A 13,389-nucleotide genomic window follows, 5' to 3' on the forward strand; every position below is an offset into this window, starting at 1 on the left:
CTCCCTAACCCTCCCCCGCCTTTGGCGAGGGAGGGGACAAACTCCCTCTCCCGCGCAGCGGGGGAGGGTCGGGGAGGGGGAAAACGCTACTCCCCGCCCGCCTTGCGCGCCAGGAATCCCCGCGCCGGGTTGTAGCCGTAGACCGCCCCGCCCAGGAACACCGCCAGCGCCAGCACCGTCCAGCCCAGCGCCGGCAGATTCACGTCCAGATACAGCGCGAATCGGATCAGCTCGACCGCTTGGCTGAAGGGGTTGACGGTGCACAGAAAGTACAGCAGCTCCCCCGCCTCCTGCATCTTCCACAGCGGATAGAGCGCGGTGGACAGGAAGAAGGTCGGGAAGATGACGAAGTTCATCACGCCCGCGAAATTCTCCAACTGCCGGATGGCCGAGGACAAAAGCATCCCAAGCGCGCCCAGCATCAGCCCGCTGACCACCAGCGCCGGCAGGACCGTCACGTAGCCGAGCGGCGGCGCCTGCACCCCATAGATCCAGGCGACGGCGAGGAAGGCATAGACCTGGAGGATCGACACCGCCGTCCCGGCCAGGAGCTTCGCCGTCAGCAGGAACCAGCGGGGCAGGGGGCTGACCAGCAGCATCCGCATGCTGCCCATCTCGCGGTCGTAGACCATCGACAGCGAGCTTTGCATCCCGTTGAACAGCTGGACCATCCCGGCGAGGCCCGGGACGATGTAGACCTCGTAGGGGATGTAGGTCTCGTAGGGCGGGGTGATTGCGATGCCCAGCGCCGCGCGGAAGCCCGCCGCGAAGACGAACAGCCAGAGCAGCGGGCGGACCAGGGCCGACAGGAAGCGCTCCCGCTGGTGGACGAAGCGCAGCACCTCGCGCCCGACGATCCCGCCGAGCGCGCGCGCGTAATGGGCAAAAGCCGTCACGCCGCCTCCTTCGCGGTCAGCCGGGTGAAGCTCTCGGTCAGGGTGTCCGCCCCGGTCGCGCGGTTCACCTCCGTCACCGGCCCGGCGGCGCGGACCCGACCGCGGTGGATCACCACCACGCGGTCGCCCTCGCCGATCTCGTCGATCAGATGGGTGGCCCAGAGCACGGCGATGCCGCGTTCCCGGCACAGCGCGTGGACATGTTCGACAATGGCGCGCCGCGCCGGGACGTCCAGCCCGACGGTCGGCTCGTCCAGCACCAGCAGGGCCGGCTCGTGCAGCAGGGCGCGGGCCAGTTCCACCCGGCGGCGGTGGCCGCCGTTCAACGCCCGTACCGTCTCGCCGATGCGCTCCGCCATGCCGAGCCGCTCCAGCGCTTCCCGCGCGCGGGCCTCGGCGGTGCGGCGGGGGATGCCATGCAGGGCCGCGAAATAGAGCAGATTCTGCCGCACCGTCAGGTCGAGATCGAGGGTGGGCTGCTGGAACACCACGCCCATGCGGCCCAGCGCCCGGGCCGGCTCCCGCCGCAGGTCGATGCCGCCGATGCGGATGGTGCCGCCCGGCGATTCGAACAGGCGGGTGACCAGCGCGAACAGCGTCGTCTTGCCCGCCCCGTTGGGGCCGAGCAGGGCGGTGAAGGACCCCGCCCCGACCGCCAGCGACACGTCCTTCAGCGCGAAGGCCCCGCGCCCGTAGGCGTAGGTCAGCCCTTCGACCGACAGCGCGGGCGCTTCCATTCCGTTATCCCTTCACCGCGACGCCCCAGGGGTAGCGGCCGACCTTGATCGACTTGACGACCTTCAGGCTGTCCACATCGATCACCGACACGTCGCCCGACACGCCGTTGGTGGCGTAGAGGCGCTTCTGGTCGGGCGACAGGTCGAGCTGCCAGACGCGGCGGCCGACCAGGAGGTAGTCCTTCACCGCGAAGGTTTGGGCGTCCACCACCGCGACATGGTTGGCCGGGCCGAGCGCCACGAAGGCGTAGCGCCCGTCGTCGGTCAGCTTGATGCCCACCGGCTGGATGCGGTCCTGGGGCACGCCCTTGATCTTGAAGCGGATGGTCTGCGCCACCTTGCGGTCGGCCGTGTCGATCACCGACAGGGTGCCGCCGATCTCCGCCGACACCCACAGGCGGCTGCCGTCCTTGTTGAACTGGGCGTAGCGCGGGCGGGCGTCGACCAGCGTGTTGTCGACGACGGCGCGCTTTTCGGTGTCGATCCAATGGACCATGTTCGTCGTCTCCGACGTGTTCACCGCCCATTTTCCGTCGGGGCTGACCGCCATGCCTTCCGGCTCCACGCCGACATCCACCTGATAGGCGACCTTGCGGCTGGGCACGTCCACGATGGTGACGACGTTGCTCTCCTCGTTGGCGATGAACAGATGCTTGCCGTCGGGGTGAAGGGCGAACAGCTCCGGGTCCTCGCCCGAGGGCAGGTTGTGCAGGATCTTCTTCGTCGCGAGGTCCATCACCTGCACCGTGTCGTCGTCGCTGGCGCAGATGTAGAGGTGCTTGCCGTCCGCGCTCAGCGTGATGCCGCGGGGGCGCCGCCCGACCTTCACCGTCTCCGTCACCGTCAGGGTCGCGCCGTCGATGATGGACAGGGTGTTGTCCTTCTCGTTCGAGACATAGACGGTCTCCGCCAGGGCGGGAACGGCGCAGCCGGCCAGCAGGGCGGCGAGGAGAAGGGAGCGGGCGGTGGTCATCGGGGCGGCGTCCTCTTGGCGGAAATGATTGAGAAATATCAGCGACGGCAGCCCGTTTCGGGCTGGTCGTGGCCCAGCGTGTCGAGTTCGGTCTTGGGGTGCAGGAAGCCGTCCTGCGGCGAGACGGACACCAGCGAGCGGTCGGCGGCGAGAAGCACGGGCTGGCGCAGCTGCCCGTCCCAACTGCGGAAGGACAGCGGCACGCCCTTGAAAGCGGCCAGCGTGAAATCCGGCCCGCGGATGTAGGCGGCCAGCGCCGCCGGATCGGTGGAGCGGGTGCGGGTCGCCGCCTCGCCCACCGCGCGGATGGCGGCCCAGACGGCGTGGTCGCGGGGCGACATGACGCGCTGGGCGGCGGCCTTAAAGCGGGACTGGAGCTGCGCCGCCCCCCAGGCCTCGTGGGCGCGGTGCCAGTTGGTGGGGACGAGGCCCTGCGTGCCGGCGACCGGGCGCGGCTCCCAGGTGCGGTACAGCACATAGTCGCCGAAGTCGCCGGTCTCGTCGGCGACGATCACCACGTCGTGGCGCTTGCCCTGGGTGAAGACCGGCATTTCGGCCTGGGCGGTGCGGCGGGCGTCGTGGTCCTCGCTCCAGGTCTTCTCCTCGACCACCTCGGCGCCGAAGCGCTTGGCAGACCGCTTGACGGCGGCGGCGTAGAGCCGGTCCTCGGGCCGGGTGCCGACGATCAGCAGCCATTTCGTCCAGCGTTTGACCGCCAGATACTGGGCCAGCGCGTCGGCCAGCATGGCGCGGTCGGGCGCCGTGTGCAGCAGGTTGGGCGCGCACAGCGCGTTGCGCAGGCTGTCGTCGGTCGAGCCGGCGTTGAACAGCAGTAGGTTCGCCGCCTCGGGCAGGCGGGCCAGCGCGCCGGGCGTCTCGCCGGGCAGGTCCAGCACGACGATGCGGTGCCCGGCGGCGGCGAGGTCGCGCAGCGCCTGCGCCGGGTCGCCGTCGATGGGGACGGTCACCGCCTCCAGCGCGAAGCCCTGCTTGAGGAAGCGGCCCGTGGAATTGTTGTCGGCCACGGCGAGACGGGCGCCGGCCAACCCTTCGTCGGCGGGCGGTTCGTCGAGGTTGGACAGGGCGGGGGGATGCTCGACCTCCTGCGTCAGGTAGGCGATGCGGACGGTGGAGTGGTCCGCGGGCGCCGCCTCCTGCGAAAAGGCGGCCGGCGAGGCGCACAGCCCGCCGGCCAGCAAGGCGATCTGCATCAAGGAGGGTAACCAAAGGCTGAAACGCATCGCGGGTTTGCACTCGCCTGGTTTCGGGAGACCAGGGTATCCCCGCCGGGCGGCGTCCCGGAATGCAACTTTGGTACGATTGCGCGGGCGGAAAATGGCGTTTCGATCCGATCGCGGCGGGCTCGACGCACGGTTGCTACCAAAGTCCAATTATTGGCGGCACGGACCGCCCGCTATGCTCCGGGGCAACGGACAACGCTCCCTTCGCATCTTCTCTGAATGAGGACGCCCCTTATGAACGCACGGCTTCTCCGGCTCGCGATGGCCGGTTTCCTGACCGGCGCGGCCGCCGTCGCCTCCACGGTTGTCCCCACGGTGGCCTTCGCCCACGGCGACGTGACCCCCCAGGCGGTGGACACCACCGGCCTCGACAAGCTGGGCGAGGACTGGCGCGACGCGAATCCCTATCGCGGCAACCCGCGGGCGATCGAGATCGGCGCCTCCGCCTTCAACCAGAACTGCGCGCGCTGCCACGGGCTGGGCGCGGTGTCGGGCGGCATCGCCCCGGACCTGCGCTATCTGGAAAAGGGCGATGCCGGGGACGAGTGGTTCAAGGAGCGGGTGACCAACGGCTCGATCCGCAACGGCGTCACCTACATGCCGCGCTTCGGCGAGGCGCTGGGCCAGGAGGCGCTGTGGGCCATCCGGTCGTGGCTGGAGACGGTGCACGAGGAATGACGGCGTTTCCGACGCGGCGCCACCTGCTGTCCTTCGCCGCCGCCGCGCTGGCCGCCGGGGTTCTCCCCCGGCGCGCCGGCGCGCGCCCGTTGGACGATGTGGTGGCCGCCGGGCGGCTGATGGTCGCGGTCTACCGCGACAACCCGCCCTTCTCCTATCGCAAGGGCGGCGCCCTGGTCGGCGTGGACGTGGACCTTGCCCGCGCCATCGCCGGGCGGCTGGGCGTCGGCGTCGAGTTCATGGAACTGACCGCCGGGGAGGCCGTGTCGGACGACCTGCGCAACGCGGTGTGGCGCGGCCCGGTCGTCGGGGGCGGCGTGGCCGACGTGATGATGCATGTGCCCTATCAGAAGGAGTTCGGGCTGCGCAACCCGGAAGCCGTGCTGTTCGGCCCCTACCAGCGGGAGGGCTTCGCGCTGGCCCGCAACCCGATGCGCATGACCCAGCCGATGCTGGCCTCCCTGCCCGACGAGCCGGTGGGGGTGGAGATCGACAGCATCCCCGACTTTTACCTGCTGGGAGCCTTCGGCGGACGGCTGCGCGAGCGGCTGGTCCATTACATGACGATCCCCGAGGCGGTCGAGGCCCTGGTCAAGGGCGACGTCGCCGCCGTCGTCGCGACGCAGAGCCAGGTGGAGGCGGCGCTGGGCGACCGCGCCGCCGGCTTCCCCATCACGCCCGTGACCTTCCCCGGCATGATGGCATCGAGCTGGGACATCGGCATGGCGGTGAAGGAGAACTCCCGCGATCTCGCCTACGCGGTGGGCGACGCGGTGACCGCTCTGCTGGAGGACGGGACGCTGCCGGAGATTTTCCGGAAACATGGGGTGACGCACAACGCGATTCCGGTGGAGTGATGCGGCTGCGGCCCCCTCCCTAACCCTCCCCCGCTTTCGCGGGAGAGGGGACTGCCGCCGCCTTTGCCAAATCCCCTCCCTCGCCAAAGGCGGGGGAGGGTTAGGGAGGGGGCAAGCGCCCACACAAGAACAACGATGCAAGGGAGGGGGGAAAACCGCCATGAACCGCCATCTCGCCGCCGCGGCGCTCCTGGCCGCGCTCTCCAGCCCGGCTTATGCCAACCCGCCGGAGCCCGCCGACCCACTGGCCTCCGTCATGTGGGACGTGCTGCGGCCGGAGCTGTTCGGAATGGCCCCCGTGCAATTCGACGACCGCGTGACCGTCACCGCCCCCGACAACGCGGAGAACGCCGCCGCCGTCCCGGTGATGGCCGACGCCACGGCGCTGGGCGCGGTGGAGGAGATGGTGCTGTTCGCCGACCTCAACCCCTTCCCGGTCATCCTGCGCTTCCAGCCGCTGGCCGCGAAGCCGGTGATCGCCACGCGCTTCAAGGTGCAGCAGGCGACACCGCTGCGCGCCGCCGCGCGCACGCCGGACGGGGTGTGGCACATCGGCGGCAAGCTGCTCGACGCGGCGGGCGGCGGCTGCACCGCGCCGCCCGCGACCTACGCCGCCGCCGACTGGGCCGACCATGTGGGGGAGGTGCAAGGCCGCGCCTGGGCGCCGACAGGGGAAGACAAGGCGACGCGCGTCCGCTTCCTCGTCCGCCACCCCATGGACACCGGGCTGGTCGCCGGCATCCCCGCCTATTTCATTGAGGCGCTGACCCTGCGCGACGCCGACGGGCGGGCGCTGGCCCGGCTCCAGACGGCGGAGCCGCTGTCCGAGAACCCCGTCTTCACGTTGGAGGTGCAGCCCGCAGCGGGCGCGCGCAGCCTGACGCTCGATGGGCGCGACAACCAGGGCGGCGAGGTCAAGGCGCCCATCCCGCTGCCCTGGGTGCAGGGAGCGCTGCCATGAGATTCATCCTCTGCCTGTTTCTGCTTCTGTCCGCCATGCCCGGCTGGGCCGCCGGCCCGCTGACTTACAATCTGAAGCCCGTCGCCATCGCGCCTGACACCTGGGTCTTCGAGGGCACGCGGGAGCATTTCACCCGAACCAACGGCGGCAACATCCTCAACCCCGGCTTCGTCGTGACCGACGACGGGGTGATCGTGATCCAGACCGGCCCGTCGCGCCGCTTCGGCGAGGAGATGCGCGCGGCCATCGCCACGGTCACCGACAAGCCGATCCGCAAGGTCTTCGTCAGCAACCTGCACCCCGACTACTGGCTGGGCAACCGCGCCTTCGCCGACGTTCCAATCGCCGCACTCCCCGGCACCATCGAGGGCATCAAGACCGAGGGGCAAGGGATGACCGAGAACATGTACCGCCTCGTCGGCGACTGGATGCGCGGCACCGAGCCGCTGGTCCCGACCGAGACGGTCTACGGTTCCACCGTCGTCTTCGGCGCGCACCGGCTGCGGCTGATCCCGCTGGAGGGCCACACCGCCGCCGACCTCGCCATCCTGGATGAGACGACGGGCGTGCTGTTCGCCGGCGGAGTCGTCTTCTCCGACCGGACGCCGACGACGCCCCACGCCGACATCGGCCAATGGCTGGCGGCGCTGGATGCCCTTGACGCGCTGGACGTGACGGTTCTGGTGCCCAACCACGGGCGCATCCGCACCGACATGGCGGCCATCGCCCAGACTCGCGACTGGCTGAGCTGGCTGGACCGCACGCTGCGCGAGCGGGCGGAGGCCGGGGCCGATATGGCCGAACTGCTCGACGCGCCGATCCCCGAGCGCTTCGCCGGGATGGGCGTGCTGCGCGAGGAGTACCGGCGCTCCGTCTCGCATCTCTGGCCGCGGATCGAGAAGGCCGTGTTGCCACGGGTGAATTGAAGCCGTTCGTAATGAAACGGTTCCCGTCGTCCAGCAGAACGCTCCCCCCATTCGACTATTTGCCAATGGACCCCAATTGGGGCGCCGGTAAACTGCTTTATTGTCAGAAGGATAGGGGCTTCGCGATGCCGCGGCGCCCCTGCGTCGAACCCCTGATTGTTCTGAAAAGAAGCCGAGGCGGGTGGACGAGGCAGACGGATTCCGCCAATTCGTCTGCGAATGATCTCTGCCCGCGCCTCCGGCTGTCCATTCCCCTGGGAGGTATCCGCACCATGAAGCGTCTCTTCCGCACCTGCCTGCTTGCGAGCGCCATGGCCGCCGGCCTTGGCCTGAGCGGCCCCGCATTGGCAGCCGATGGGCCGAGCAACGACGACCTGCTGAACGACGCCAAGTCGACGGGCGACGTCCTGACCTACGGCATGGGTCCTCAGGCGCAGCGCTTCAGCCCGCTCGACAAGCTGAACCCGGACACCGTCAAGGGGCTGGTGCCGGTGTGGTCCTTCTCCTTCGGCGGCGAGAAGCAGCGCGGGCAGGAGTCGCAGCCGATCATCCATGACGGCACGATCTACGTCACCGGCTCCTACTCGCGTCTCTACGCGGTGGACGTGAAGACCGGGCAGAAGAAGTGGCAGTACGACCACCGCCTGCCCGAAGGCATCATGCCCTGCTGCGACGTGGTGAACCGTGGCGCCGCGCTTTACAAGGACAAGATCTACTTCGCGACGCTGGACGCCCGTCTGGTCGCGCTCAACAAGGACACCGGAAAGGTCGTCTGGTCGAAGAAGATCGAGGACTACAAGGCCGGCTATTCGGCGACCGCCGCCCCGCTGATCGTCGACGGCAAGGTCATCACCGGCAATTCCGGCGGCGAGTTCGGCATCATCGGCATGGTCGAGGCGCGCGACGCCGAGACGGGCGAGCTGGTCTGGCAGCGCCCGACCATCGAGGGCAACATGGGCACCCTCAATGGCAAGGAATCGACCATGACCGGCGTGATGAACGCGAGCTGGTCAGGCGATCTCTACAAGACCGGCGGCGGCGCCACCTGGCTGGGCGGCACCTACGACCCGGAAACCAAGACGCTGTTCTTCGGCACCGGCAACCCGGCGCCCTGGAACTCGCACCTGCGTCCGGGCGACAACCTCTACACCTCCTCGACGCTGGCCATCGACCCGGCCAACGGCGACATCAAGTGGCACTATCAGACCACGCCGCACGACGGCTGGGACTTCGACGGCGTGAACGAGCTGGTGTCCTTCGACCTGAAGAAGGACGGCCAGACCATCAAGGCCGGCGCCAAGGCCGACCGCAACGGCTTCTTCTACGTGCTCGACCGCACCAACGGGAAGCTGCTCAGCGCCTCGCCCTTCGTCACCAAGATCACCTGGGCCAAGGAGATCGACGTGAAGACCGGGCGGCCGGTCTACAACGACGACAACCGTCCGGGCACTCCGGTCGGTGCGGAGAAGGGCACGTCGGTCTTTGCCGCCCCGGCCTTCCTCGGCGCCAAGAACTGGATGCCGATGGCCTACAGCCCGGCGACCGAGCTGTTCTACGTCCCGGCCAACGAGTGGGGCATGGACATCTGGAACGAGCCGATCACCTACAAGAAGGGTGCCGCCTATCTGGGCGCGGGCTTCACCATCAAGCCGCTGTACGACGACTACATCGGCGCGCTGCGCGCCATCGACCCGAAGACCGGCAAGATCGTCTGGGAATACAAGAACCCGGCGCCGCTGTGGGGCGGCGTGCTGACCACCGGCGGCAACCTCGTCTTCACCGGCACGCCGGAAGGCTACCTGAAGGCGTTCGACGCGAAGTCCGGCAAGGAGGTCTGGAAGTTCAACACCGGCTCCGGCGTCGTCGGCTCCCCGGTCACCTGGGAGCAGGACGGCGAGCAGTATGTGGCGGTGGTCTCCGGCTGGGGCGGTGCGGTGCCGCTGTGGGGCGGCGACGTGGCCAAGCTGGTCAAGGACATCAACCAGGGCGGCTCGCTCTGGGTCTTCAAGCTGCCGAAGGCCTGACGGGGAAACCCCGTGCCGTGACCGGACCAGGAAAGGGCGGCCCGAAGGGTTTGGGCCGTCTTTTCTTGCGAATCGCTTGCAACAGGATTTGGAACGGGATTTGGAACGGAATTGCCTACGATTGGCTGAATTGGGGAATACCCGTTCCAGTCCTTGCGCATTCTTGAACGGTCCGGCATGATCGCCATCGGAAACGCCCCGAAACAATGAGCGTGGAAACCACGCCATGAGCCGAATTCTGATTGCGGACGATCATCCGCTGGTGCGCGACGCCCTGCGCAGCGCCGTCCTCTACTCCTGCCAGGCGCAGGAGATCCACGAGGCCGGTTGCCTGGACGAAACCATCTCCATCCTCGACTCCATGCACGGCGGCAAGGGGGAGCCGGACCTCGTCCTGCTCGACCTCAACATGCCGGGCATGAACGGACTGACCGGGCTGATCGCCCTGCGCCGCCGCTTCCCGGCCATCCCCGTCGCCGTCGTCTCGGCGCACGAGGACCGCAAGGTGATGCTGGAGGCGGTGCGTTGCGGCGCCGCCGGCTTCATCCCGAAATCGACGCCGCGGGACGCCATCGCCGGCGCGCTGCGCCAGATCCTGGCCGGGGAGGTCTACCTGCCCGCCTCGGTCGAGGAGGGCGCCGCGGCGGAGGACGAGGAGACGGCGGAGATCGCCCGCCGCCTGTCCACCCTGACGGCGCAGCAGCTCCGCGTGCTGGAGATGCTGGGCACCGGCAAGCTGAACAAGGAAATCGCCTATGAGCTGAGCATCACGGAAACCACCGTGAAGGCCCACGTCTCGGCGATCCTGCAAAAACTGAAGGTCTACAGCCGCACCCAGGCCGTGGTCTTCGCCAACCGCCTGCAACTGGAAAAGGCCCGCTTCGGCATCTGAGCCGGCGGGCCGTTCCTTCAGCGGTTCCGCATCCGCCGCGCGTCCGCGGCGGCGCGCGCCGCCTCCTGCCCCGGATCGCCCCGCCCGAAGCCGAGCGGCACCGGGCCGTCGAGCCAGCCGAAGCCGTCCAGGCTGTGGCCGTCGAACTCCGCCCAATCCGACCAGTCCTTGTCCTTGCTGCGCCGCTTCGCCTCCGCCTTGCGCGTGGCGCGCCGGGCCTCCAGGCCGGGGTCCCGCCGCCCGAGTTGTTCGTCGCGCGTCGTCCGTTCGATGATGACGATGGAAGAGCCGGTGGCTGAATCGCCGATGATCGCCAGATCGCGCGACCGGTCGGCGTGGTTGGGACCGGGACCGTGCTGGTCGAGGATTACGATCTCCCCGGCGCGCGCCGCGCCGGACAGGAGCGTCAGGCCGGCGCCCAGCAGAAGCAGGGGCCTGAACAGGGGCAGCAACAGGGTGCGCATCGTCGTCTCCGCCGGTTTCGTCGCAGCGGGACAGACTGCGCCCGGCGGCCGGCGGCGGGTGTGAGCCGCTTCACAGTTTCGGCGAAAGAGTCAGGCCAGCAGCCGGAAAGCCGGATCGGGCCGGGTCAGCAGGTCCGCCCGCACGCGCTCGACCAGCGCGTCGTCGCGCAAGGCGCGCGGCGTTTCCAGCGGCACCTCCGCCGCCACCCGCGTCGGACCGGGGGCCATCACCAGGATGCGGTCGGCCAGTTGGATCGCCTCGCGCAGATTGTGGGTGACGAACAGCACCGTGGCCGGGGACCGCTCCAGCATCGTCGTGAGGAGGGCGCGCATCCGCTGCGCCGTCGGCTCGTCCAGCGAGACGAAGGGCTCGTCCATCAGCAGCAGGCCCGGTTCGACCGCGAAGGCGCGGGCCAGGGCCACCCGCCGCGCCATGCCGCCGGACAGGCGGGCCGGGTACTCGTCGGCCACCGCCTCCAGCCCCATGGCGGCCAGCCAGCGTTCCGCCGTGCCGTCGCTCCGCCGCGCCTTGGGCAGCACCAGCGCCACATTCTGCCGCACCGTGCGCCAGGGCAGCAGGCGGGGCGTCTGGAACACGCAGCCAAGCACCGGCTCAGGCCCGCCGAAGTCGAGCGTTCCATCGAAATCACGGTCCAGCCCGGCGGCGATGGTCAGAGCGGTCGTTTTGCCGCAGCCGGACGGACCGACCAGCGCCAGGAATTCGCCCGGCGCGGCCGTCAGCGACAGGCCACGGATGACCTCCCGCCCGGCGAAGCGCTTGGAGCGGATATCAAGCCTCAGCGCGCACCGGCCGCCAGCGGGTGAGCCGCTGCTCGACGGGTTGCAGGACGCAGAGCTCGAGAAGTTGGACGACGGCCACGAAGGCGACGGTGTACGCAAGAATGCCGGCCACATCGAACATCTGGAAAAAGAGGTGGATCTGGAATCCCACCCCGTCGCTGCGGCCCAGAAGCTCGACCACCAGCACGATCTTCCAGATCAGCGCAAGGCCGGACCGCGCCGCCGCGGCGAAGTAGGGGGTGAGCTGGGGCAGCAGCACATGGCGCAGCACGTCCGACCGCGCCATGCGGAAGGTCCGCGCCATCTCGACATACTGCTCGTCGATGGCGCGCGTCCCCTCGCGCAGGACGACCACGACGTTGGGGATCTTGTTGACGGCGACCGCGCCGACCGCCGCCGCCTCGGTCAGGCCGAACCAGACATAGGCGAGCACGATCACGACCAGCGCCGGGATGTTGAGGAACACGGTCAGCCACAGTCCGAACAGCCGGTCGGCGGTGGCCGAGCGGCCGAGCAGGATGCCCAGCGCCGAGCCGATGGACATGGCGATGACGAAGGCCGCGGCCATGCGCGCCAGCGTGATCCCCAGATGATAGAACAACGCGCCGTCCGCCGCCTCGCGGACCAGCACGGACAGCACGGCGGCGGGGCCGGGCAGGCTGCGGCTGGCCGCCAACTCCGCGGCGACGGCCCACAGCCCGACCAGCAGAGCCAGCGACAGGACCGGGGCCAGCCGCCGCCACCGCATCAGAAATGGACCCCCGGCCAGAAGGTGCCGTCCGGCAGGGCCATGGCGGTGCCCACCAGCTCCCGCCCGCCGAGCTTGGCCATCAGCCCGTAGAGTTTGGCCGCGGCCTCCCGCTCCTCCTCCGTCCAGCGGTTCGGGATGCCGGCGCGGAACTGGTCGCGCAGCGCCGCCCAGGTGGCCTCGTCCTCCGCCGTCATCAGCGGGCGCAGCCGGTCCCACTCCGCGTCCGATTGCGCCATGATCGCCTTGGCCTTGCGCGAGGCGGCGACGAAGGCGTCGAGCGCCGCCGGGTTGGCCTTGGCCCAGCCCTCATGGAAGACGAAGCCGACCGCCGGCACCTGGGCCGACAGGCCGAGGTCCCGCATCATCCCGTCCACCCCGATGACCGTCCGCATCCCCGCCGCCTGGAGACGGGCGGCGTAGGGCCAGAAATTCAGCACCGCGTCCAGCTCCCCCGTCGCGGCCTTCTGGTTCAGCAGGGGCGGGGCGACGAAGACCGGCGTCGCCGCGGCGTCGAGGTCGAGCGCGTAGCGGTCGCGGGCCAACGCCTTCAGCAGCAGCCAGCTCTTGTCGATGGGGGTTCCGGCGACGCCGATGCGCCGGCCCTTCAGGTCGGCGACCGAGGCGATGGGAGAGGCCGCCGGCACCATCAGCGCGCCGACCGCCGCGGAATGGGGAATGAAGGTCAGGTCGGCCCCCGCCGCGCGTTGGCGGGCCACCCACAGCCAATCGCTGGCGATCATGTCCACCGCCCCGCCCTGCAGGGCGATCTGGGCGGCTTGGCCGCTCGCCAGATCCATCTGCTTCAGCTCGAAGCCGGCGGCCTCGTCCAGCCGGTGGTGGCGGATGACGTCCAGCTCCCAGCTGACCGTGCCGAATTTCAGCACCCCGATGGTCACCGTGGGCCGGTCCGCCGCATGCGTCACGGAGGCGACGCAGACCAGCGCCAGGACCAGAAACAGCCGGACGAGGGACATCAGGCGCATGGCACCGCCCCTTGCGTCAAAAATTGCATATGTACGGAGGCTGGGGCGCGTCATGGTTGCGCGGTGGACAGGGCGGCGGATTGGCCACCGCCCGTGTCCCATCACCCCATGTCCAATCACAAGGAGGCGTCGAGGATGGAAAAGATCCTCACTCTCCTGATCCTGCTGCTTCGGGTGATCAAGGGCATCCTTGATCTCCTGAACC

General features: G+C 69.4%; 14 protein-coding genes. 6 read left to right on the plus strand and 8 right to left on the minus strand.

The window, feature by feature from the left end:
* Window positions 1-86: 86 nt before the first annotated feature.
* Genes AMK58_RS03475 through AMK58_RS03490 form a run of 4 tightly spaced genes read right to left on the minus strand, consistent with a single transcriptional unit; the run spans window position 87 to window position 3,817 of the window.
* Window positions 87-896, minus strand: coding sequence for an ABC transporter permease (locus AMK58_RS03475; RefSeq protein ID WP_035679548.1), 810 nt, complete (start codon window positions 894-896; stop codon window positions 87-89).
* On the minus strand, window positions 893-1,633 hold the full coding sequence (locus AMK58_RS03480; RefSeq protein ID WP_035679547.1) for an ABC transporter ATP-binding protein: 741 nt from the start codon (window positions 1,631-1,633) through the stop codon (window positions 893-895). The genes AMK58_RS03475 and AMK58_RS03480 overlap by 4 nt, the downstream gene beginning before the upstream one ends.
* Window positions 1,634-1,637: 4 nt before the next feature.
* A complete protein-coding gene (locus AMK58_RS03485) occupies window positions 1,638-2,606 on the minus strand; it encodes a YVTN family beta-propeller repeat protein (RefSeq protein ID WP_035679546.1) in 969 nt (322 codons plus the stop codon).
* Between the two features lie 38 nt (window positions 2,607-2,644).
* Window positions 2,645-3,817: an ABC transporter substrate-binding protein gene (locus AMK58_RS03490; protein ID WP_079285118.1), complete on the minus strand. Its 1,173-nt coding sequence runs from the start codon at window positions 3,815-3,817 to the stop codon at window positions 2,645-2,647.
* A 264-nt stretch (window positions 3,818-4,081) separates the two neighbouring features.
* Here AMK58_RS03490 and pedF point away from each other — a divergent pair, with 264 nt between their 5' ends.
* The 6 genes from pedF (at window position 4,082) to AMK58_RS03520 (ending at window position 10,185) form a co-directional block, all read left to right on the plus strand.
* Window positions 4,082-4,525, plus strand: a complete 444-nt coding sequence (pedF, locus tag AMK58_RS03495; RefSeq protein WP_035679543.1) for a cytochrome c-550 PedF — start codon at window positions 4,082-4,084, stop codon at window positions 4,523-4,525.
* Window positions 4,522-5,382, plus strand: a complete 861-nt coding sequence (locus tag AMK58_RS03500; protein ID WP_035679542.1) for a transporter substrate-binding domain-containing protein — start codon at window positions 4,522-4,524, stop codon at window positions 5,380-5,382. Before pedF ends, AMK58_RS03500 begins: the two co-directional genes overlap by 4 nt.
* Window positions 5,383-5,542: 160 nt before the next feature.
* Complete coding sequence (locus AMK58_RS03505; protein WP_035679541.1) at window positions 5,543-6,343, plus strand: quinoprotein dehydrogenase-associated SoxYZ-like carrier; 801 nt, start codon at window positions 5,543-5,545, stop codon at window positions 6,341-6,343.
* A complete protein-coding gene (locus tag AMK58_RS03510) occupies window positions 6,340-7,269 on the plus strand; it encodes a quinoprotein relay system zinc metallohydrolase 1 (protein ID WP_035679540.1) in 930 nt (309 codons plus the stop codon). Before AMK58_RS03505 ends, AMK58_RS03510 begins: the two co-directional genes overlap by 4 nt.
* Before the next feature lie 272 nt (window positions 7,270-7,541).
* Window positions 7,542-9,293 (plus strand): methanol/ethanol family PQQ-dependent dehydrogenase, encoded by a 1,752-nt coding sequence (locus AMK58_RS03515; protein ID WP_035679539.1) that lies wholly within the window; start codon window positions 7,542-7,544, stop codon window positions 9,291-9,293.
* A gap of 226 nt (window positions 9,294-9,519) precedes the next feature.
* A complete protein-coding gene (locus tag AMK58_RS03520; RefSeq protein WP_014241328.1) occupies window positions 9,520-10,185 on the plus strand; it encodes a response regulator in 666 nt (221 codons plus the stop codon).
* A gap of 17 nt (window positions 10,186-10,202) precedes the next feature.
* Here the strand turns inward: AMK58_RS03520 and AMK58_RS03525 are convergent, their stop codons facing one another.
* The 4 genes from AMK58_RS03525 to AMK58_RS03540 all read right to left on the minus strand — a co-directional run bounded on the left by AMK58_RS03525 (window position 10,203) and on the right by AMK58_RS03540 (window position 13,184).
* Window positions 10,203-10,649 carry a hypothetical protein gene (locus AMK58_RS03525; RefSeq protein WP_035679537.1) on the minus strand — a complete coding sequence of 149 codons (447 nt, stop codon included), beginning with the start codon at window positions 10,647-10,649 and terminating at the stop codon, window positions 10,203-10,205.
* A 90-nt stretch (window positions 10,650-10,739) separates the two neighbouring features.
* Window positions 10,740-11,549: an ABC transporter ATP-binding protein gene (locus AMK58_RS03530; protein WP_079285140.1), complete on the minus strand. Its 810-nt coding sequence runs from the start codon at window positions 11,547-11,549 to the stop codon at window positions 10,740-10,742.
* Window positions 11,440-12,198, minus strand: a complete 759-nt coding sequence (locus AMK58_RS03535) for an ABC transporter permease (RefSeq protein WP_059398627.1) — start codon at window positions 12,196-12,198, stop codon at window positions 11,440-11,442. Before AMK58_RS03535 ends, AMK58_RS03530 begins: the two co-directional genes overlap by 110 nt.
* On the minus strand, window positions 12,198-13,184 hold the full coding sequence (locus AMK58_RS03540; protein ID WP_079285117.1) for an ABC transporter substrate-binding protein: 987 nt from the start codon (window positions 13,182-13,184) through the stop codon (window positions 12,198-12,200). Before AMK58_RS03540 ends, AMK58_RS03535 begins: the two co-directional genes overlap by 1 nt.
* Window positions 13,185-13,389: the final 205 nt, after the last annotated feature.

Source organism: Azospirillum brasilense, assembly GCF_001315015.1.
Taxonomy (GTDB): Bacteria; Pseudomonadota; Alphaproteobacteria; order Azospirillales; family Azospirillaceae; genus Azospirillum; species Azospirillum brasilense.